This is a genomic window from Xanthomonas sp. 3307, from assembly GCF_014199735.1.
In the GTDB taxonomy this organism is placed as follows: Bacteria; Pseudomonadota; Gammaproteobacteria; order Xanthomonadales; family Xanthomonadaceae; genus Xanthomonas_A; species Xanthomonas_A rydalmerensis.
This window is the reverse complement of the sequence record NZ_JACHOG010000001.1, coordinates 962,332-983,058: the sequence shown is the minus strand read 5'-3', so window position 1 is coordinate 983,058 and position 20,727 is coordinate 962,332. Positions and strand designations below refer to the sequence as shown.

Here is a 20,727-nt window from a genome sequence, read left to right as displayed (position 1 = left end):
TCAGTCCACCGCGACGCTGTGCAGGATCGCCTTGGCCAGGGCCTGGCCGGAGGCCGATTCCTGCTCGGCCACCAGGCGGTGTTCGGCGACGGCCACGAACAGCGCCTGCACGTCGTCGGGCAGCACGTGGCCGCGCCCGAGCAGCAGTGCATGCGCCTTGGCCGCACGCAGCAGGGCGATGCCGGCGCGCGGCGACAGGCCCACACGCACGCCGGGGTGCTGGCGGCTGCGCGCCAGCAGCGCCTGCACGTAGCCGACCAGCGCCTCGCTGGCATGGATCTGCTCCACGCCCTGGCGCAGGGTGGCCATGTCGGCCTCGCCGAGCAGCGGCTGCGCCTGTGCGATCAGGTCGCGGCGGTCGCTGCCGCTGAGCAGCGCGCGTTCGGCCTCGGCGTTGGGATAGCCCAAGGCCAGGCGCAGCAGGAAACGGTCAAGTTGCGAGTCGGGCAGAGGAAAGGTGCCGGACAGGTCCACCGGGTTCTGCGTGGCGATGACGAAGAACGGCGACGGCAGCGGATGGGTGGTGCCGTCGAGGGTGACCTGCTGTTCGGCCATCGCTTCCAGCAGCGCGCTCTGGGTACGCGGCGGCGCGCGGTTGATCTCGTCGGCGAGCAGCACGTGGGTGAACACCGGCCCCGGGTGGAACTGGAACTGGCGCGACTGCGCGTCGTACACCGACACGCCGAGCACATCGGCCGGCAACAGATCGGAGGTGAATTGCACGCGCTGGAAGCCCAGCCCCAGGCTCGCCGCCAGCGCATGCGCCAGCGTGGTCTTGCCCAGGCCGGGCAGGTCCTCGATCAGCAGATGTCCGCCGGACAGCAGGGCGACAAAGGCCATGCGCACCTGCTGCGGCTTGCCCAGGACCAGCGAATTGACCTGCTGCTGGGCGCGTGTGAGCGCCTCGCGCAACGTATCGGTTAGCATTTCCGGCAAGCGGAGCGGAGTAGGCATCGCAGTCTCGCAACGGTTTCAGGGAGTGTACGGGCAATGCAAGGGGAACAACGTGCACGCAGCGTCTTCATCGTGCTGTGGACGCTCGTCACCGCCGCCAAACTGCTGGTCGCCGCGCGCCTGCCGTTGTTCGTCGACGAGGCGTTCTACTGGCAGGAAGGCCAGCATCTGGCGCTGGCCTATTCGGATCTGCCCGGGCTGACCGCGTGGTTGGCGCGGCTGGGCGTGGCGCTCGGCGGCGATCACCTGCTGGCGCTGCGCGCGCCGTTCCTGCTGCTGGGCGCGGCCCTGCCATGGCTGATCGCGCGCATCGCCACGCGCTGGTTCGGCGCGGTGGCGGGCTGGCGCGCCGGCAGCCTGGCCTTGCTGATGCCGCTGTCCGGCACCCTGGGCATCCTGGCGCTGCCGGACGTGCCGATGGCGCTGGCGACGATCCTGTGCCTCGACGCCACGGCGCGGCTGCTGCGTCAGTCCGAGGCGATGAGCGCGGTGGAGCTGGCGCTGGGCCTGAGCATCGGCGCGCTGAGCCATTACCGCTTCGTCGGCGTGATCGGCGTCGGCGCGATCGCGCTGCTGCTGATCCCGCAGGGCCGGCGCATGCTGCGCGATCCGCAGGTGTGGGTGGCGTTGGCGCTGGGCATGGTCGCCTGGCTGCCGCTGCTGGCCTGGAATGCGGACAACGGCGAGGCCGGTCTTAAGTTCCAACTAATCGATCGCCATCCCTGGAGTTTCCAGCCCACCGGCATCGCCTTCCTGCTGATCCAGTTGCTGCTGGTCACGCCACTGCTGGCGGTGGCGATGACCAAGGTGGCGCTGATGGCCACGCGCGGCGGCAGCAGCGGCACGCGCGTGCAGTGGCGCTATTTCGGCCTGCTGGGCGGGGTGTCCACCCTGGGCATCTTCCTGCTCGGCTTCTTTACCGATGCCGAGCGGGTCAGTTTCCACTGGCCGCTGCCGGGCTATCTGGCGCTGCTGATCGCCACGCCGGTGATCCTCAACGGCTGGAGCAAGCCGCTGCGCCGCGCCACCTGGCTGCTGGCCGGGCTGGGCCTGGTCGGCGCGTTCGGCTACTACCTGGCGGTGTCGACGGCGGTGCGCGAGCACGCCGCCGGCGACAAGTACTACCCGCGCAACTTCGCCGGCTGGCGACCGCTGGCCAGCGCGGTGCGTCGCGAACTGGCGAGCATGCCGCCCGGCACCCAGGTGCTGGCGGACAACTTCAAGGTCGGCGCCGAACTCGGCTTCGAACTGCGCGACCCGAACATCCAGGTGCTGCCGCATCCGTTGAACGACAAGCACGGGCGCAGCGCGCAGCTGCAGCAGTGGGGGCTGCTCAGCGACGGCCACCGCGACGGTCCGCGGTTGCTGGTGCTCTCGCCCAGCGACATGAAGTACCGGCTGCTGCTGCAGCGCTACCACGCGGTCTGCGACCTGGTCGGTCCGCTGCCGCCGCCGCGCGTGGTGTCCAGCGACCACGGCAGCCAGCGCTTCCTGCTGTTCGCGTTGCCGGCGCAGCGCGCGACCGGTCCCTGCACTACGCCGGCGATGGCCTGGTTCAACACCCCCGACGTGGATGCCACGGTCGGCCGCCGCTTCGACGTCTCCGGCTGGGCGTTCAAGGACGGAGTGGGGCTCGACCGGATCGAGGTGCTGCTCGACGGCAAGGTCGCGGCGCAGGCGCACTACGGCACGTTCTACGACGTCACCAAGTTCTGGAAGATCTCCACCGATCCCGGTCATCCGAACATCGGCTTCAGCGCCACCGTCGACGCCAGCGGTCTGGCGCCGGGCACGCACTGGCTGGGCCTGCGCCTGCACGGCCGCGACGGCAGCGTCGAGGACTGGTGGGAACAACCGATCGTGCTGCGCCCGCGCTGAGCTGGGGCGTCTCGTCGCCCCCGAGGATGCCGTGCTTGGTTTGGCGGCGCGCCTGCTATGCCAACCCGAATGCCGGGGTTGCGCGCCCGTGGCCGCGCCATCGTTCGGCCCTGGGCTGACGTCTACGTCCTCCTGCGTCTCGCCATAGGCGCGCGCAACCGCGGCGCGACGTGCTCGGGGAGTGGTGATCCGCCCTAGAATGACGCGCCTTTCCACGCCGTCGCGCAGGACCGCACGCCGCCCATGTCCAGTTCCCCCTCCGACCGCCCCGCGGCCGCGCCGCGGATCGCGGTGCTGGTGCCGTGCCACAACGAAGCGGCCACCATCGGCCAGGTCGTGGCCGATTTCGCCACGCATCTGCCCGGCGCGCGCATCCACGTGTTCGATAACAACTCCAGCGACGCCACCATCGCCCGGGCGCGTGCGGCCGGCGCGGTGGTGCGCGAGGTCGCGCTGCAGGGTAAGGGCAACGTGGTGCGGCGCCTGTTCGCCGACATCGAGGCCGACGTCTACGTGCTGGTCGACGGCGATGCGACCTACGATGCGGCGATGGCGCCGGCGCTGGTCGAGCGCCTGCTGCGCGACGGGCTGGACATGGTGGTCGGCGCGCGCCGCAGCGACGCGGCGGCGGCCTACCGCGCCGGCCATCGCACCGGCAACGTGCTGCTGACCCGCTGCGTGGGCTTCCTGTTCGGCCGCAGCTTCGACGACATGCTGTCCGGCTACCGGGTGTTCTCGCGGCGCTACGTGAAGTCGTTCCCCGCGCACGCCGCCGGCTTCGAGACCGAGACCGAACTGGCGGTGCACGCACTGCAGCTGCGCATGCCGGTGGCGGAAGTGGACACCGCCTATGGCGCGCGTCCGGAAGGATCGCAGAGCAAGCTGCGCACCTGGCACGACGGCACCCGCATCCTGTTGACCATCCTGCGCCTGTTCAAGGCCGAGCGGCCCTTGCTGTTCTTCTCGCTGGGCTTCGGCGCCTGCGTGCTGCTGGCGCTGGCGCTGGCGGTGCCGTTGCTGCAGACCTATTGGCAAACCGGCCTGGTGCCGCGCTTCCCCACGGCGATCCTGTGCTCGGCGCTGGTGTTGCTCGGCGTGCTGCTGCTGGCCTGCGGGCTGATCCTGGACACGGTCACGCGCGGCCGCATCGAGGCCAAGCGCCTGGCCTACCTGGCGATCCCGGCCTGGCCGGCGGCAGACGTGCAGGGTACGCAGCGGGGTGACGGCGCATGAGCGTGGGCATGGCTGCTGCGGCGGAAGTGCCGCGCCCGACCCGCCGCCAGCGCCTGCTGGCCGCGCTGGATCGCCGCTTCGCCTTCCACAGCCGCGGCAACGTGATCGCGGCGGGCGTGGCGGTGGCGCTGCTCGGCGGGCTGTTGTCGCTGTGGCTGGGCCAGGACGCCAACTGGGACCTGCGCAACTACCACCTGTACAACGGCTACGCCGCACTGCACGGCCGCCTCGGCATCGACCTGGCGCCGGCGCAGATGCAGAGCTACTTCAATCCGCTGCTGGACGTGCTGCATTACGCGCTGTTCGTCGGCCTGCCTGCGCCGCTGGCCGGGTTCGCGATGGGCGTGCTGCATGCGCTGGCGTTCCTGCTGCTGGCCGGCATCGTCTGGCAGGTGCTGGACCCGCGGCTGGATCGCGCGCGGCTGGTGCCGTGGCTGGCGTTGGCCGGCCTGTGCAGCGCCGCGTTCCTGTCCGAGTTCGCCGGCACCATGGCCGACAACACCAGCGCCCTGCCGGTGCTGGGCGCGCTGCTCGCCGCACTGCATGCGCAACGCCGCCAGCAGGCCGCGGGGCAGGGCGTGGCGCTGGGCTGGTGGACGCTGGCCGGTGCCCTGCTCGGGCTGGCGATGGCCTGCAAACTGACCAATGCCCTGTTCGCGCTGGCCCTGGGCGTGGCCGCGCTGGTCGCCGGCGGGCGCCCACGGCAGCGCCTCGGTGGTGCCGCGGTGCTGACCGCGGTGACGCTGCTCAGCTTCGCGCTGCTGGCCGGGCCCTGGCTGCTGCGGGTCTGGCAGACCTTCGGCAATCCGCTGTTCCCGCAGTTCAACAGCCACTTCCTGGCGCCGCTGGCGCAGCCGGTGGCGGTCAGCGACACGCGTTGGTTGCCGAAGACGCTGTGGGAATGGCTGACCTGGCCGCTGCAGTTCTCGCTGGCGCCGAACCGGGTCAGCGAGGTGCGCCTGCGGCAACTGGTGTGGCCGCTGCTGTATCTGCTGGGCCTGGTCGCGTTGCTGCGCTGGGCGCTGCGGCGTCCGCGCGCCTCCGCGCCGGCGGAGGTGGTCGCGCCGGCCTGGCGTGCGGTGCTGGTGTTCGTGCTGGTGGCCTTCCTCGCCTGGCAGGCGGCCTTCAGCATCCAGCGCTATCTGGTGGTGCCGGAGCTGCTGGCGCCGCTGCTGCTGTGGGTGGGGCTGCGGCGGCTGCTGCCGGCGCGCATCGCCGCCCCGGCGGCGCGCTGGACCCTGATCGCCTGTGCGGCCTTTGCGCTGTATGGCTGGGGCGAGTGGGGCCACGAGCGCTGGGCGCGCCAGGCGTTCCGGGTGCAGGCGCCGCCCATGCCGCAGCCCGAGCGCAGCCTGGTGCTGCTGGTCGGCGATGCGCCGGAGTCCTGGCGCATTCCGTTCCTGCCGGAGCAGGCGGCGTATGCCTCGGTCGCCTCCAATTTTCCGGAAACGCCGGCCTACGCCGCGCGGGTACGGGCGATGCTGGCGGCGCGCGGGCAGGGCTATGCGCTGTTGCCGGCCGAGGTGGATCGCAATGTCGAGCGCCTGCGGCGGCTCAATGCCGTGGCCGCGCGCCTGGGCCTGGATCGCGGCCCCGACTGCGCGCTGATGCGGCGCCTGGCGCACCGCCCGGTGCGTGCCGGCGTGGCCGTGGACGCCGGCCGCTGCCGCTGGGTGCTGCTGCCGGAACGGGCTGTGGATGTCGCCGCCGCGGACCGGCAGACCCAGGCGCTGGCCGAGCAGCAACTGGCGCGCTACGGCCTGGCGCTGCAGCCGGGGTCCTGCCGGATCTACCCGTCCTGGGTCGGGCAGGCGCGCTTCCCGTATCAGTGGTGCCGGTTGCAGTGAGCTAGGGCAGGGTGTAACCGGCCTCGCGCAGCAGCTCGGACAGCGCGATCAACGGCAGGCCGATCAGCGCGGTCGGGTCCTGGCTGTGGATCGCGCGGAACAGGCTGATGCCCAGGCCTTCGCACTTGAAGCTGCCGGCGCAGTCCAGCGGCCGTTCGGCGGCGACGTAGCGGGCGATGGCCTCGGCCTGCAGGTCGCGGAACTGCACTTCAGTGAGGTCGCAGGCCTGCAGCGTGCGTCCACCGCGCTGCAGGCACACGGCGGTGTGGAAGCGCACGCTGCGCCCGGACATGGCCGCCAGCTGTGCGTGCGCCGCGGCCACGTCGCCGGGCTTGCCCAGCGGTTGGCCGCCCAGTTCGGCGACCTGGTCCGAGCCGATCACCCAGGCCTCCCCGGCGGTGGCCGCGACCGCCGCGGCCTTGGCCGCCGCCAGCCGCTGCGCCAGCGCCAGCGGCGTCTCGCCGGGCAGCGGAGTCTCGTCGACCTGCGGGCGGGCGCAGTCGAAGGGCAGGCGCAGCCGCTGCAGCAGCTCGCGGCGGTAGGTGGAAGTGGAAGCCAGGATCAGCGGTGGCATCGGCGGTGGGCAGGCAGCGGTGGGCCGGGGCCGGCAGTCTGCGGCGGCCGGCGCGGACCGGCAAGGCGATGCAGGGACGGGTCCGGGACGGTTTGACAGCGGCCCCGGCAGTCCTTAACATTCTGCGGCTTATGTCCGCGAACGTGCCCGAACTGTTGGATGCCTGGCGGATGGTCGCAGCGCGCAGGGTCTTCGAAGACCGCCTGCCGCTCTCGGCGATGACCCGTCTGCAAGGCAGCCTGGCCGACACCGAAGGCGAATGCCGCTACACGCTGGAATTCGGCCGCGACGCTGTACTGCAAGTGTCCTATGTCGAACTGAAGATCGAAACCGAGCTGCCGCTGATCTGTCAGCGCAGCCTGCAGCGCTTCCTGCTGCCGGTGTCGAGCGTACAGCGGCTGGGGCTGATCCGCAGCGAGGAAGAAGAAGCCGCGCTGCCGCCGGATCACGAGGCCTTGCTGGTGCCGGAAGACGGCATGCTGCGGCCGGCCGATCTGGTCGAGGACGAGTTGGTGCTGGCGGTACCGCTGGTGCCGGTGGCGCCCGGAAGCGAGGCGGTCGATCGCGACTGGCCGGCGACCGAGGAAGAAACGAGCAAGGTCAACCCGTTCGCGGCGTTGGCGGCGCTGAAGAAACAGTAGCGGTCGGTCCGCCTGCCGCTGCCTGAGGTTGTTGCCGGACGCGCGCGTCCTGCGCGACGTAATGACGACAGATGTAAACGAACCGAGTTTGGAGCAATCCCATGGCTGTGCAGAAATCCCGTGTCACCCCGTCCCGCCGCGGCCAGCGCCGTTCGCACGACGCCCTCAGCGCCAAGCAGCTGTCGACCGATCCGACCAGCGGCGAGATCCACCTGCGCCACCACGTCACCGCCGACGGTTACTACCGTGGCAAGAAGGTGATCGCCACCAAGACCGCGCAGGTCGAAGAAGATTGATCCGTGCCCGTCCACCGCGCTGCGGCGGACGGAGTCACCCATCTTCACAGGCCGCGCCGCACCGGTGCGGCCTGCGTAACAGGCAACAGGAACCAGCATGAGCAAGCGGATCTATTCCAGGATCGCGGGCACCGGCAGCTATTTGCCTGAAAAAGTGTTGACCAACGACGATCTGTCGCAGATGGTCGACACCAGCGACGAATGGATCCGCAGCCGTACCGGCATCCGCGAGCGGCACATCGCCGCCCCCGGCCAGACCGCCGGCGACCTGGGCTACGAGGCCGCGCTGAAGGCGATCGAAGCCGCCGGCATCGATGTCGCCGAACTCGACATGATCGTGGTCGGCACCACGACCCCGGACCTGATCTTCCCGTCCACCGCCTGCCTGATCCAGGCCCGCCTCGGCGTGGTCGGCTGCCCGGCGCTGGACGTCAATGCCGCCTGTTCGGGCTTCGTCTACGCGCTCAGCGTGGCCGACAAGTTCATCCGCAGCGGCGACGCCAAGACCGTGCTGGTGATCGGCACCGAAACCCTCAGCCGCATCGTCGACTGGACCGAGCGCACTACCTGCGTGCTGTTCGGCGACGGCGCCGGCGCGGTGGTCCTGCGCGCCGATAACGACACGGGCATCCTCAGCACCCATCTGCATGCCGACGGCAGCAAGAAGGAACTGCTGTGGAATCCGGTCGGCATCGCCACCGGACTGGGCGATGGCACCGGCGATCCGGCCGCCGGCGGCATCCAGATGAAGGGCAGCGAGGTGTTCAAGTACGCGGTCAAGGCACTGGACGCGGTGGTCGACGAGACCCTGGGCGCCAACGGCCTGGACAAGCACGACCTGGACTGGCTGATCCCGCACCAGGCCAACCTGCGCATCATCGAAGCCACCGCCAAGCGACTGGACCTGCCGATGGAGCAGGTGGTGGTGACCGTGGACATCCACGGCAACACCTCGTCCGCCTCGGTGCCGATGGCGCTGGACGTGGCGGTGCGCTCGGGCCGCGTGCAGCGCGGCCAACTGCTGCTGCTGGAAGCCTTCGGCGGCGGTTTCACCTGGGGCTCGGCGCTGCTGCGCTACTGAGCCTGCCCCGTGCCCGGCGCCATCGGCGCCGCGGTGCGCCAGCGGCGATGCCGAACGCCGTGCGTCGTCTCCACGACACACGGCGATACGCTGGCCGAACCCATCTCATCGACGCCAGCGCGTCAGGCGCGCCGTGCACAGTCGCGGCGCCCGGAGGCGCGATGGGCGTCTGAGCGCGCTGTCCGCTGCTGCATTGCGTCGGCGCTTACCGAAGCTCCTGTAGGAGCGGCTTCAGCCGCGACAGGCATTCCCGGTCAAGCCCGTCGCAGCGGAAGCCGCTCGTACGCAGGTGACGAGGCGTCCCTGCTGAGCGACGGCAGCGCGCGGTGTTGCGGTGCCCTGCATCCGGTCGGTCGAGGTGCGGTTCGACCCGAGCGGCCGTCAGGGCGTGCGCGCCGACCGCGCCATCGCTTGGGCGACGAGCCCATGTCCAGTCGACCCATGCCCCCCGCGCCCTGCTGTCGGCATGCGCTGCCGTTGCCTCGCCTGACGCGCCCGGTCGCAGCGGTTTCCGCCCGCATGCGTCGCGCCGGCCAGGTGCGCTGTCGGCACGACACTCGGCACGGCGAAGCATCGCGTCGCTGGCGCCGCATGGTGGGCCGGCTGCCACTCACATACGCCCGAGTACAGACGTCCGGCCGGTTTCGCCCGTATCATCGCCGCTCGATTTTCGCAGGGCCAACCGCGTGACCGATTCCACACTCGCCTTCGTCTTCCCCGGCCAGGGTTCGCAATCGCTGGGCATGCTGGCCGAACTGGCCGAATTGCATCCGCAGCTGCGCGACAGTTTCACCGAAGCCTCCGATGGCGCCGGCGTGGATCTGTGGGCGCTGAGCCAGGGCGGCCCGGAAGAGATGCTCAACCGCACCGAGTACACCCAGCCGGCGTTGCTGGCCGCGAGCGTGGCGCTGTGGCGGCTGTGGCTGGCCGAGGGCGGGGCGCGTCCGGCGCAGCTGGCCGGGCACAGCCTGGGCGAGTACAGCGCACTGGTGGCTGCTGGCGCCTTGTCGCTGCACGACGGCGCGCACCTGGTGCGGCTGCGCGGGCAGCTGATGCAGGACGCCGCGCCGGCCGGCGTGGGCGCGATGGCCGCCGTGCTCGGCGCCGAGGACGCGCTGGTCGAGGAGGTCTGCGCGCAGGCCGCGGGCAGCCAGGTGGTGGTGCCGGCCAACTACAACTCGCCGGGGCAGGTGGTGATCGGCGGCGATGCCGCCGCGGTCGACCGCGCGCTGGCGTTGCTGGCCGAGCGCGGCGTGCGCAAGGCGGTGAAGCTGGCGGTCAGCGTGCCCTCGCATACCCCGCTGATGCGCGAGGCGGCCAACCGCCTGGCCGAGGCGATGCGCGGGCTGGCCTGGCAGGCGCCGCAGCTGCCGGTGGTGCAGAACGCCGATGCGCAGGTGCACGAGGGCGTCGAGGCGATCCGCCAGGCACTGGTCGAGCAGCTGTACCTGCCAGTGCGCTGGACCGGCTGCGTGCAGGCGCTGGCCGCCGGCGGCGCCACCCGCCTGGCCGAGTGCGGCCCGGGCAAGGTGCTGACCGGCTTGGTCAAGCGCATCGACAAGTCGCTCGATGGGCGCGCGCTGGGTACGCCCGCCGATTTCGCCGGTGCGCGCGAGGCCTGGGCCTCCTGATCGCCGGCCGCCGCGCGATGCGTGTCTTGCCCGCGCCGGCCTCCTTCCTTCCCCACGGCGCCATGCGCCGTCCGTCTTCAAGGAAACGCAGATGAGCAAGCCATTGCAGGGCGAGATCGCCCTGGTCACCGGCGCCAGCCGCGGCATCGGCGCGGCCATCGCCGACACCCTGGCCGCGCAGGGGGCCACCGTCGTCGGCACCGCGACCTCCGATTCCGGCGCGCAGGCGATCGGCGCGCGTCTGGCCGCCCACGGCGGCCATGGCCGCGCGCTGGACGTCACCGACGGTGCCGCGGTCGATGCGCTGATCGAGGCGATCGCCAAGGAATTCGGCCCGGTCTCGATCCTGGTCAACAACGCCGGCATCACCCGCGACAACCTGCTGATGCGGATGAAGGACGACGACTGGCAGGCGATCATCGACACCAACCTGACCAGCGTGTTCCGCACTTCCAAGGCGGTGCTGCGCGGCATGATGAAGGCGCGCAAGGGCCGCATCGTCAACATCGCCTCGGTGGTCGGCGTGACCGGCAATCCGGGCCAGGCCAACTACGCGGCGGCCAAGGCCGGCATCATCGCCTTCTCCAAGTCGATGGCCAAGGAAATCGGCTCGCGCGGCATCACCGTCAACGTGGTCGCGCCGGGCTTCATCGACACCGACATGACCAAGGCGCTGCCGGAGGCGCAACGCACCGCGCTGCTGGAGCAGATCGCGCTCGGTCAGCTCGGGCAGCCGTCGGACATCGCCAACGCGGTGGCGTTCCTGGCCGGCCCCAATGCCGGCTACATCACCGGCGAAACCCTGCACGTGAACGGCGGGATGTACATGCCGTAAGCCTGCGGCGCAGCGGACGCGCCTAAGTGGCTGATCGGCCGGCAATTGTGCAGCGATGCAAGGGCCAGCCGGTTTCCACTACACTATCCAACGCGGCCATCGCAGCCCGATGGCGTTTTGTGAGTCCCTCACAGGAGCACCGCACATCCGTGTGCGGGGGTCCTAAACTCGAACCACCACTACTCCATCTGGAGCGATATCCCAATGAGCACCATCGAAGAACGCGTCAAGAAAATCGTCGTCGAACAGCTCGGCGTCAAGGAAGAAGAAGTCACCAACAACGCATCGTTCGTCGATGACCTGGGTGCCGACTCGCTGGACACCGTCGAGCTGGTGATGGCCCTGGAAGAAGAGTTCGAGTGCGAAATTCCGGACGAAGAAGCCGAGAAGATCACCTCGGTGCAGCAGGCCATCGATTACGTGAAGTCGCACGTCAAGAGCTGATGCTGCGTTCTCGATCGCCATCGGCGCCTGCGTGGGCCCGATGCGCGTGACAATCCCATGGGGCCGCGCATGCGGCCCTGTGTTTTTACAGGGTCAAGGCCGCGCGCATCGCGGTGAGGAGATTTCGCAATGAGCCGTCGTGTCGTCGTAACCGGCATGGGCCTGGTGTCGCCGTTGGGCAATGACCTGGCCAGCAGTTGGGAAGGGATCGTCAACGGACGCTCCGGCATCGGCCCGATCACCCAGATCGATGCGTCTCAATTCACCACCAAGATCGCCGGCGAGATCAAGGATTTCGATCCGACCAAGTTCATCTCGTCCAAGGACGCGCGCAAGATGGATTCGTTCATCCATTACGGCGTCGGCGCCTCGTTCATGGCGCTGGACGATTCCGGCCTGGAGATCACCGAGGCCAATGCCGAACGCATCGGCGCGATCCTCGGCTCCGGCATCGGTGGGCTGCTCGGCATCGAGGAGCAGACCGTCAAATTCCACGAGGGCGGCGCGCGCAAGATCTCGCCGTTCTACGTTCCCAGCACCATCATCAACATGCTGCCGGGCCAGGTGAGCCTGATCAAAGGGCTGAAGGGGCCGACCTTCTCCGCGGTCTCGGCCTGCGCCACCTCCAACCATTCCATCGGCACCGCGATGCGCATGATCCAGCATGGCGACGCCGACGTGATGCTGGCCGGCGGCGCCGAGCGCGGCTCCTCGCCGACCTCGGTGGGCGGCTTCTGCTCGATGAAGGCGATGTCCACCCGCAACGACGATCCCGCCGCCGCCTCGCGGCCGTGGGACAAGGAGCGCGACGGCTTCGTGCTGGGCGACGGCGCCGGTGTGCTGGTGCTGGAAGAGTACGAACACGCCAAGGCGCGCGGTGCGCGCATCTACGCCGAGCTGGTCGGTTTCGGCGCCAGCTCCGACGCCTTCCACATGACCGCCCCGAGCGAGGACGGCGAAGGCGCCGCGCGCAGCATGGTGGCGGCGATGAAGGACGCCAAGCTCAACCCGGACCAGGTCGACTACCTCAACGCGCACGGCACCTCCACGCCGCTGGGCGACCTGGCCGAGACCCTGGCGATGAAGCGCGCGCTGGGCGATCATGCCTACAAGACCATGGTCAGCTCGACCAAGTCGATGACCGGCCACCTGCTCGGCGCCGCCGGCGGTGCCGAGGCGATCTTCTCGGTGATGGCGATCCACGCCGGCATCATCCCGCCGACCATCAACCTGCACGAGCCGGGCGAAGGCTGCGATCTGGACTACGTGCCGAACGTGGCGCGCGAGAAGAAGATCGACGTGGCCATGTCCAATGGGTTCGGCTTCGGCGGGACCAATGGCACGCTGCTGTTCAAGCGGGTGTAAGGGGGCGTAGCCCCCTCGGGATTCGGGAGTAGGGATTCGGGATTGGGAGAAGCCGGCGCCGTCATGGTGCCGCGCTGGTCCGCCTGACACGGGGGCGCGGCATGTCCGCGCCGAGATTCTCCGGCGTCGCATTGCCCGGCGGCGCCTGCACCGCCTCACGTTTTCATTCTTCCAGCGGATCTTCGATGCTGCGTACCGTTCCCTTGCCGGCCGACGTCGATCTGCTGGCGCTGCATCGCCTGGCGCCGCAGCGGTATCCGGTGCTGCTGGAATCGGCGGCGTCGGGGACAGCGCAGGGGCGCTGGGACATGTTGCTGGTCGCCGACGGGCAGGGCCTGCGCCTGGATCGCGATGGCGTCACCCGCGAGCTGGATGGTGCGGCGGTCGCCGGCGATTTCCTGAGCGCGCTGGACGCGCGCTGGCAGGCCGAACGCTGCGAACGCGACGAACCGCGCTGGCCGTTCCGCGGCGGCTGGGCGCTGCTGCTGGATTACGAACTGGCCGCGCAGGTGGAGCCGGTGCTGCAACTGCCGCAGTCCGCCGCGATCACGCCTGCGGCGCTGGCCTTGCGCTGCCCCGCCGCGCTGCTGCGCGACCACGTGAGCGGCGACTGCGTGGTGCTGGCCGAACCCACGCATGCGGCATTGCTGGAGGCCGTGCTCGCCGATCTGCAGTCGCTGCCCGCGGCGGCGCCGGCGCCGGCCTGGCAGGCGCCGCTGGCGATCGAGGAAGATCCGCCGCAGCGCTTCGTCGACGGCGTGCGCCGCATCCTCGACTACCTGCGCGCCGGCGACGTGTTCCAGGTCAACCTGTCGCGGCGCTGGTCGGCGCGCTTCGCCGCGCCGCTGGCGCCGGCGGCGCTGTACGCGCAACTGCGCCGCGCCAACCCGGCGCCGTTCGCCGGCCTGTTCGTCGGCCACGGCCGCGCCGTGGTCAGTTCCTCGCCGGAGCGGTTGGTGTCGGTGCGCGGCGACGTGGTCGAGACCCGGCCGATCGCCGGCACCCGCGCGCGCGCGCCGGGCGACGACGAGGCCGCGCGCATCCGCGAACTGGTGGGCCATCCCAAGGAGCGCGCCGAGCACGTGATGCTGATCGACCTGGAGCGCAACGACCTGGGGCGAATCTGCGCGCCGGGCAGCGTCGAGGTCGACGAACTGATGAGCGTGGAGAGCTACGCCCACGTGCACCACATCGTCAGCAACGTGCGCGGCCGGCTGCGCGCGGGCACCACGCCGGGCGAGACGATCCGCGCCACCTTCCCCGGCGGCACCATCACCGGCTGCCCCAAGGTGCGCTGCATGCAGATCATCGCCGAGCTGGAGCAGACCCCGCGCGGCGCCTACACCGGCGCGTTCGGCTGGCTCAACCGCGACGGCGACATGGACCTGAACATCCTCATCCGCACCGCCGAGGTGGACGGCGCGCAGGTGCAGTTCCGCACCGGCGCCGGCATCGTGTTCGATTCCGACCCGGAGCGCGAACTCGACGAGACCCGGGCCAAGGCGCGCGGCCTGCTGCGCGCGCTGGAGCCGTGAGCGGGGCGACGCGATACCGGGCAGCGCCGGCCGCGCGGTATCCTGCACGTCATTGACGTCGTTTCGAGGTGGCCGTGGCTTGGGCTAAACGCGGGTGTCTGACCCTACTGGGGACATTGCTGGTGCTGGCACTGCTGTTGGCCGCGGCCGGTGCCTGGTGGTGGCACAGTTATCGCGCCTTCGCCGGGCAGCCGCTGCAGGCGACCCAGCCCAGCGTGGAGGTGGCGCGCGGCGCCTCGCTCAACGGCGTGCTGCGCAACCTGCGCGCCGCCGGCGTGACCCAGGGCAGCGACCTGCAATGGCAACTGCTGGCGCGCGAGCTGGGCGTGGCCGGCAAGCTCCGCTTCGGCGAGTACGCGTTGCAGCCGGCGCTGAGCCCGCGCGAGCTGCTGCTGCGCATGCGCAAGGGCCAGGTGATCCAGTACCGCTTCACCATCGTCGAAGGCTGGAACGTGCGCCAGCTGCGCAGCGCCTTGAACGCGGCCACGCCGCTGGTGCACACCACCACCGACCTCAGCGACAGCGAACTGATGGCCAAGCTCGGCCAGCCCGGCCAGCACCCGGAAGGCCGCTTCCTGCCCGAGACCTACCTCTACCAGCGCGGCGACACCGACCTGCAGCTGCTGCGCCGCGCGCATGCGGCGATGGACAAGGCCCTGGCCGCGGCCTGGGACGCGCGCGCCAAGGACCTGTCGTTGCAGTCGCCGGAGCAGGCGCTGATCCTGGCCTCGATCGTTGAGAAGGAAACCGGCCTGGCCGCCGAGCGCCCGCAGATCGCCGGCGTGTTCGTGCGCCGCCTGCAACTAGGCATGAAGCTGCAGACCGACCCGACCGTGATCTACGGCATCGGCAGCGCCTACGACGGCAACATCCGCAAGCGCGACCTGGAGACCGATACGCCGTACAACACCTACACCCGCACCGGCCTGACCCCGACCCCGATCGCCATGCCCGGGCGCGAGGCGCTGCGTGCCGCCACCAATCCGGCGCCGGGCGACAGCCTGTACTTCGTGGCCATCGGCGACGGCAGCGGCGCGCATGCGTTCTCGTCCAGCTATGCCGAGCACAATGCGGCGGTGGCGCGCTACCTGCAGCGCCTGCGCCAGGCGCGCAACGGCGCGGCGGTGACGCCATGAGCGAGGCCGTGCTGCGCCACCATCGCTTCGTCAGCCTGGAAGGCGGCGAGGGCGCCGGCAAGACCACCGCGATCAATGCGATCCGCGACGGGCTGCAGGCGCAGGGCCACGAGGTGGTGCTGACCCGCGAGCCGGGCGGCACGCCGCTGGCCGAACGCATCCGCGCGCTGCTGCTGGACAAGACGCCCGGCGAGGTCGCCGAACCGTTGGCCGCCGAGACCGAGCTGCTGCTGGTGTTCGCCGCGCGCGCGCAGCACGTGCGCGAGGTGATCCGCCCGGCGCTGCAGCGTGGCGCCTACGTGGTCAGCGACCGCTTCACCGATTCCAGCTACGCCTACCAGGGCGAGGGCCGCGGCCTGGACCGCGCCTGGATCGCCGACCTGGAACGTCGTGCGGTCGGCCTGCAGCCGGGGCTGACCCTGCTGCTGGACCTGGACGTGCAGATCGGCCGCGCCCGCACCAGCGGCCGCGACCTGTGGCCGGACCGGATCGAGAGCGAGCAGGACGATTTCTTCCAGCGCGTGCGTGCCGGCTTCCGCCAGCGCGCCGCGCAGGACCCGCAACGCTTCCGCGTCATCGACGCCAGCCAGCCGCCGCAGGCGGTGGCGCAGGCGGTCACCGCCGCGCTGGCGGCGTGGGTGCGCGAGCAACAGGAGCCGATGCCATGAGCGATCTGCCGTTTTCGCCGTGGCAGCAGCGTGCCTACGACCAGACCGTGGCCGCGCTCGATGCCGGCCGCCTCGGCCATGGCCTGCTGATCTGCGGGCCGGAAGGCCTGGGCAAGCGCGCGGTGGCGCTGAAACTGGCCGCGCACGTGCTGGGCCAGGGCGAACCGGCCGCCAACCTGCGCAGTGCGCAGCTGATCGCCGCCGGCACCCATCCGGACCTGCAACTGATCTCGTTCATCCCCAACCGCACCGGCGACAAGCTGCGCACCGAGATCGTCATCGAACAGGTGCGCGAGATCTCGCAGAAGCTGTCGCTGACCCCGCAATACGGCGTGGCCCAGGTGGTGGTGGTGGACCCGGCCGACGCGATCAACCGCGCCGCCTGCAACGCCTTGCTGAAGACCTTGGAAGAGCCGCAGCCCGGCCGCTACCTGTGGCTGATCAGCGCGCAGCCGGCGCGCCTGCCGGCGACCATTCGCAGCCGCTGCCAGCGCCTGGAATTCAAGCTGCCGCCGGCCGACGAAGCGATCGCCTGGTTGCTGGCGCAGGACTTTCCCGAGAAGACCGCACGCGAAGCGCTGGATGCCGCGCGCGGCCATCCCGGCCTGGCCGCGCAGTGGCTGCGCGAAGACGGTTTGAAGCTGCGCCGGCAGGTGGCCACGGACCTGGAGCAGGTCGCCGCCGGCAAGCTCGGCACGCTGGAGGCCGCGCAGCGCTGGAGCAGCGACGCGCTGGCCGAACAGCGCCTGGGCCATGCCGCCGACCTGGCGCTGGCGCAGGCGTCGCAGGCCGGCTTGACCGACCCGGCGCGATTGCACAAGCTGGCCGCGTGGTTCGACGCCGCCAATCGCACCCGCGATCTGCTGCGGACCACCGTGCGCGCCGACCTGGCGATCGCGGAACTGTTGCTGGCCTGGCGCGATGGCGATCGCCCGGCCCGGAGAGGGGCACAACGATGAGCGCGATGAGCGGACGCCAGGGCATCCTGTCGCTGGCGGTGAAGGACAAGGCGGCGCTGTACAACGCCTACATGCCGTTCGTGAAGAACGGCGGCATCTTCGTGCCCACCCCCAAGCGCTACTTCCTCGGCGACGAAGTGTTCCTGCTGCTGACCCTGCCCGATTCCAGCGAGCGCCTGCCGGTGGCCGGCAAGGTGATCTGGGTGACCCCGGTCGGCGCCCAGGGCAACCGCGCCGCCGGCATCGGCGTGCAGCTGCCGGACAACAGCGAAGGCGAGACCATCCGCACCAAGATCGAGACCCAACTGGCCGGCACCCTCAACGCCGACAAGCCCACCCAGACCATGTAGCGCCGGCGCGCCAGGGCGCTCGACACGACCCATTGACGCCGCGCGCCACAGCCCTATAATGTGCGGCTCGCGACACGGGCGGTTAGCTCAGCGGTAGAGCATTGCCTTCACACGGCAAGGGTCGCAGGTTCGAACCCTGCACCGCCCACCACGAAATCAAGAATTACGAGAAGCCGGCCTAGTGCCGGCTTTTTCGTATCTGCACGTTAACAGCGACTGCGAGTGCGGAAAGACGGTATCGACGTGCGTGTTGAATGATGCAGCCGTGTCGGAATCCTGATACCGCCGCGCCGACCTGATGGCGATCCTCGCCATGCCGGACGCGGGCCACTGGCCGTTCGTCCCGCGGGCCTTGAGCAGGCCTCGTCGAATTCGGAACACGCTGCCGTTGGCGGCCCGAGGAGCTGTCGCGAAGAAGACGCAAACGTAGATTGCTGAAGCGTTAAACGTTTCACAGGCTGCCGTGTCCAAGTTCGAGGACCGCGGAGCTGACTGCGACGGCTAACGGGATTGCGCTTGCAAGTAGGCGCCCTGCAGTGGTGGTTGGAATCCGTATCGCCGGATCTGTTCGGTGCGAATGCGCTGCGACTGGATCCAGCGGGCCTTTGCGTTTTCTGCGCGATGCGCAGGGACGTCTGATGGGCTTTGAGCTCGATGGCGAGTGGTATTTGACACAGTTGTAAGTGTGGCCGGAACAAGACGGAAGCAACGGCCAGCACGGGCGCGAGCGCCAGGCCAGGTCACCCTGCCGGGCCAGCCCACCTGTTCGCAGCGCGCGTCGGCCATTTCGTCGGCCTTATCCTCGTTTTGTCCGAAGGCACCCGCCCAGGTATTGGTCCGGCTCCATACTCGCGGCCGTTCCATCATGCCGGGGTACATCGTGCGAAACCTCTTCAGTTCCGTTACTTATCGCTTGCTTGTCGGTGTGCTTGTCTTTCTCTGCGCGGCGATGCCGCTGCGGGCGCAGTCGCAGGCGACGCCACTCGAAGACTTCATCGCTACCTATGCCGCGCAACACGGCTTCAGCGGTACTGTCTTGGTCCAGCAGGACGGAAAGCGGCGATACCAGCGCAGTTTCGGCCTTTCCAGTGTCCAGTACGGCGTCGCCAACGGCGACCAGACCCGGTACTGGATCGCTTCCATCACCAAACTGTTCACCGCCACCCTGGTGCTGCAACTGCATGAAGAAGGAAAATTGGACCTGCAGGCGAACGTGGCCAGCTACCTGCCCGATTACGCCATCGCCGGTGCCGACCGTATCACCTTGCATCAGCTTCTCAACCACACGTCCGGACTGCGGAACTTCGACCAGGTGAAAAGCTTGGAGCAGGCATTGACCAGGGGCTTGCCGACCTACCAGTCGCCCTATACCAGCGATCAGTTGATAAGAAAATTCTGCAGCGGACCGCTACTGCATGCCCCAGGCACGACTTTCGACTACAACAACGGCGATTACCTGATCCTGGGCAAGGTCATCGAACGCGTCACGGGCAAAACCTGCGAGCAGGTGCTGAAGGAACGGATTCTAAAGCCGCTGGGGCTGCACCATACCGGCATGCTGCGCCATGAAAGCATCGTCGAAGGCTTGGCCTCCACCTACTCGTATCGCGAAGATCTCAAGTCCCTGTCCAACGACTTCCCGGTCTATCCGGAGAACTGGTACTCCGCTGGCGCAATGTACTCCACGGCCGAAGATGTGCTCAGGTTCTCGGACGCGCTGTTCGGGTCAGGCCTGTTGCGCAAGGAAAGCATCGCCCGGCTGACCACGCCAGGGCTCGACGACTACGGTTATGGCCTGTGGGTTTACGAGACGCGGATAGGCGCCGCCAAGCACCGTGTCGCCAAACGTCCAGGTCGGATCATGGGCGCGCAGGCGCAGCTGTATCGTTTCCTCGACCGCGACCTGACCATCGTCATTCTCGCCAATACCGCCAACACCGACCTGGACGAATTCGTTTTGCGGATAGGCGAGGCCGCGGTCGGTCCAAAATAGTGTGTGCGATGACTGTTCGCGCGGCCCGAGCCGCCTCTGTTCGTGATATCTACGAAGATGATGCGGTCGAAATTTCTTGAAAAGATGCGTTGATTCCCATGCTTGCGGATATTGATACGCTTTCGATCGACGGCTATCGCCTGTTGCCACGTGCATATGAAATGCGGGGGCTGCTGACATCACGCGGACCGCACGCATCCGGATCCATGAAGGCCTGGATCCCCCTTTGGCGGATCTGGTGTTCGGTGTGGTTGTCGGTGAAGAACGTTTCGGGCGCGAGCTGGTGGACATCCAGCAGCAGCTCGATGCGGCTCATGCCTGCCACTGCGCGGCGTGGCTGTCATCAGCATGTTCGGTCCCGCTCGCTGCAGGCCGAGTACGCGGCTGAACTGGAGCGGGCGGCCCCGGGTCGTTGGCATCGATCATCCGATTCCAACCCATATCCCAGCGCCGACTGACCAGCACTGGCTCCCGTTCGGCTCACGAATCGCTCACGGCCGCTATCGATACTTTGGCCATGCCTGAAGGTCCTTCTATCGTCATCCTGAAAGAAGAAGCTGCCGCGTTCGCCGGGCGCAAGGTGTTGCGGGTGTCCGGCAACAGCAAGCTGGACCTGGAGCGGATGCGCAATCGCAAGATCCTGTCGCTGCGCAGTTGGGGCAAGCATTTCCTGATCGAGTTCGATGCGTTCAGTGTGCGCATCCACTTTCTGCTGTTCGGTAGCTATCGGATCAACGCGCGCAAGGAGGCGTCGGCGCGCTTGAGTCTGGGCTTCGCCAAGGGCGAGGAACTGAACTTCTACGCATGTTCGATCAAGTTCATCGACGGTCCGCTGGATCCGGCCTACGACTGGACGGCGGACGTGATGAATCCCGACTGGGATGCGGCGCAGGCGCGGCGCAAGTTGCGGCTGCGCCCGCGGACGCTCGCCGCCGATGCCTTGCTCGACCAGGACGTGTTCGCCGGGGTCGGCAACATCATCAAGAACGAGGTGCTGCACCGGATTCGCGTGCATCCTGAGAGCGAAATCGGCGCATTGCCGCCGCGCAAGCTGGGCGAACTGGTGACGCAGGCGCGCGAGTACAGCTTCGATTTCTATCGCTGGAAGAAAGCCTACGAGCTGAAGAAGCACTACCAGGTGCACACCAAGACGGTGTGTCCGCGCGACGGCCATCTGCTCACCTATCGCAAGCAACTCGGCAAGGCGCAGCGGCGCGCGTTCTTCTGCGAGCATTGCCAGCGGCGGTATGCGCTGGATGATGGGTTGCAGACTGATATGTTCAAGTAATCCCGCTGCCGTCAGCAAA

The 20,727-nt window shown here is 69.0% G+C and carries 20 protein-coding genes and 1 tRNA gene; 18 read left to right on the top strand and 3 right to left on the bottom strand.

Features of this window, described 5'->3' with window-relative positions:
- Positions 1 to 954, bottom strand: coding sequence for a MoxR family ATPase (locus GGR64_RS04145; protein WP_048490150.1), 954 nt, complete (start codon positions 952 to 954; stop codon positions 1 to 3).
- A 36-nt stretch (positions 955 to 990) separates the two neighbouring features.
- Between GGR64_RS04145 and GGR64_RS04140 the strand changes: the two genes are divergently transcribed.
- The 3 genes from GGR64_RS04140 (at position 991) to GGR64_RS04130 (ending at position 5,912) form a co-directional block, all read left to right on the top strand.
- Entirely contained in the window at positions 991 to 2,832 is a 1,842-nt protein-coding gene (locus tag GGR64_RS04140; protein ID WP_184644084.1) for a glycosyltransferase family 39 protein, read from the top strand.
- A 243-nt stretch (positions 2,833 to 3,075) separates the two neighbouring features.
- Positions 3,076 to 4,065 (top strand): glycosyltransferase family 2 protein, encoded by a 990-nt coding sequence (locus tag GGR64_RS04135; protein ID WP_160966231.1) that lies wholly within the window; start codon positions 3,076 to 3,078, stop codon positions 4,063 to 4,065.
- 8 nt (positions 4,066 to 4,073) lie between these two features.
- On the top strand, positions 4,074 to 5,912 hold the full coding sequence (locus tag GGR64_RS04130; RefSeq protein ID WP_255421663.1) for a glycosyltransferase 87 family protein: 1,839 nt from the start codon (positions 4,074 to 4,076) through the stop codon (positions 5,910 to 5,912).
- Position 5,913: 1 nt separating this feature from the next.
- On the opposite strand, the gene GGR64_RS04125 is transcribed toward GGR64_RS04130, so the two are convergent.
- The gene (locus GGR64_RS04125) at positions 5,914 to 6,486 is read right to left on the bottom strand and encodes a Maf family nucleotide pyrophosphatase (protein WP_184644083.1); all 573 of its coding nucleotides are present in this window, start codon (positions 6,484 to 6,486) and stop codon (positions 5,914 to 5,916) included.
- Between the two features lie 131 nt (positions 6,487 to 6,617).
- Here GGR64_RS04125 and GGR64_RS04120 point away from each other — a divergent pair, with 131 nt between their 5' ends.
- From GGR64_RS04120 to GGR64_RS04055, 14 genes are all read left to right on the top strand, one after another.
- Positions 6,618 to 7,127 (top strand): YceD family protein, encoded by a 510-nt coding sequence (locus GGR64_RS04120; protein WP_010342480.1) that lies wholly within the window; start codon positions 6,618 to 6,620, stop codon positions 7,125 to 7,127.
- Positions 7,128 to 7,228: 101 nt separating this feature from the next.
- Positions 7,229 to 7,423: a 50S ribosomal protein L32 gene (rpmF, locus tag GGR64_RS04115; RefSeq protein ID WP_010342479.1), complete on the top strand. Its 195-nt coding sequence runs from the start codon at positions 7,229 to 7,231 to the stop codon at positions 7,421 to 7,423.
- 97 nt (positions 7,424 to 7,520) lie between these two features.
- On the top strand, positions 7,521 to 8,504 hold the full coding sequence (locus tag GGR64_RS04110) for a beta-ketoacyl-ACP synthase III (RefSeq protein WP_160966237.1): 984 nt from the start codon (positions 7,521 to 7,523) through the stop codon (positions 8,502 to 8,504).
- 686 nt (positions 8,505 to 9,190) lie between these two features.
- Positions 9,191 to 10,135, top strand: coding sequence for an ACP S-malonyltransferase (gene fabD, locus GGR64_RS04105; protein WP_184448222.1), 945 nt, complete (start codon positions 9,191 to 9,193; stop codon positions 10,133 to 10,135).
- Between the two features lie 91 nt (positions 10,136 to 10,226).
- Positions 10,227 to 10,970: a 3-oxoacyl-ACP reductase FabG gene (gene fabG, locus GGR64_RS04100; RefSeq protein WP_184644081.1), complete on the top strand. Its 744-nt coding sequence runs from the start codon at positions 10,227 to 10,229 to the stop codon at positions 10,968 to 10,970.
- Positions 10,971 to 11,174: 204 nt separating this feature from the next.
- Positions 11,175 to 11,414 (top strand): acyl carrier protein, encoded by a 240-nt coding sequence (gene acpP / locus GGR64_RS04095; RefSeq protein ID WP_160966243.1) that lies wholly within the window; start codon positions 11,175 to 11,177, stop codon positions 11,412 to 11,414.
- 129 nt (positions 11,415 to 11,543) lie between these two features.
- On the top strand, positions 11,544 to 12,779 hold the full coding sequence (gene fabF, locus GGR64_RS04090; RefSeq protein WP_160966245.1) for a beta-ketoacyl-ACP synthase II: 1,236 nt from the start codon (positions 11,544 to 11,546) through the stop codon (positions 12,777 to 12,779).
- Between the two features lie 185 nt (positions 12,780 to 12,964).
- Positions 12,965 to 14,314 carry an aminodeoxychorismate synthase component I gene (locus GGR64_RS04085; RefSeq protein WP_160966247.1) on the top strand — a complete coding sequence of 450 codons (1,350 nt, stop codon included), beginning with the start codon at positions 12,965 to 12,967 and terminating at the stop codon, positions 14,312 to 14,314.
- Positions 14,315 to 14,382: 68 nt separating this feature from the next.
- Positions 14,383 to 15,450 carry an endolytic transglycosylase MltG gene (gene mltG / locus GGR64_RS04080; RefSeq protein ID WP_184644079.1) on the top strand — a complete coding sequence of 356 codons (1,068 nt, stop codon included), beginning with the start codon at positions 14,383 to 14,385 and terminating at the stop codon, positions 15,448 to 15,450.
- Entirely contained in the window at positions 15,447 to 16,118 is a 672-nt protein-coding gene (gene tmk, locus GGR64_RS04075) for a dTMP kinase (RefSeq protein WP_160966251.1), read from the top strand. The genes mltG and tmk overlap by 4 nt, the downstream gene beginning before the upstream one ends.
- Positions 16,115 to 17,077, top strand: coding sequence for a DNA polymerase III subunit delta' (locus GGR64_RS04070; RefSeq protein ID WP_184644077.1), 963 nt, complete (start codon positions 16,115 to 16,117; stop codon positions 17,075 to 17,077). The genes tmk and GGR64_RS04070 overlap by 4 nt, the downstream gene beginning before the upstream one ends.
- A complete protein-coding gene (locus GGR64_RS04065) occupies positions 17,074 to 17,427 on the top strand; it encodes a PilZ domain-containing protein (protein ID WP_160966255.1) in 354 nt (117 codons plus the stop codon). Before GGR64_RS04070 ends, GGR64_RS04065 begins: the two co-directional genes overlap by 4 nt.
- A 76-nt stretch (positions 17,428 to 17,503) precedes the next feature.
- Positions 17,504 to 17,578: transfer RNA gene (locus GGR64_RS04060), tRNA-Val, on the top strand.
- A 714-nt stretch (positions 17,579 to 18,292) separates the two neighbouring features.
- Positions 18,293 to 19,420, top strand: coding sequence for a serine hydrolase domain-containing protein (locus GGR64_RS04055; protein ID WP_184644075.1), 1,128 nt, complete (start codon positions 18,293 to 18,295; stop codon positions 19,418 to 19,420).
- 133 nt (positions 19,421 to 19,553) lie between these two features.
- Here the strand turns inward: GGR64_RS04055 and GGR64_RS04050 are convergent, their stop codons facing one another.
- The gene (locus GGR64_RS04050) at positions 19,554 to 19,736 is read right to left on the bottom strand and encodes a hypothetical protein (protein ID WP_184644073.1); all 183 of its coding nucleotides are present in this window, start codon (positions 19,734 to 19,736) and stop codon (positions 19,554 to 19,556) included.
- A 201-nt stretch (positions 19,737 to 19,937) separates the two neighbouring features.
- On the opposite strand from GGR64_RS04050, the gene GGR64_RS04045 reads away from it, so the two are divergent.
- Positions 19,938 to 20,708 carry a DNA-formamidopyrimidine glycosylase family protein gene (locus GGR64_RS04045; protein WP_184644315.1) on the top strand — a complete coding sequence of 257 codons (771 nt, stop codon included), beginning with the start codon at positions 19,938 to 19,940 and terminating at the stop codon, positions 20,706 to 20,708.
- Positions 20,709 to 20,727 lie beyond the last annotated feature (19 nt).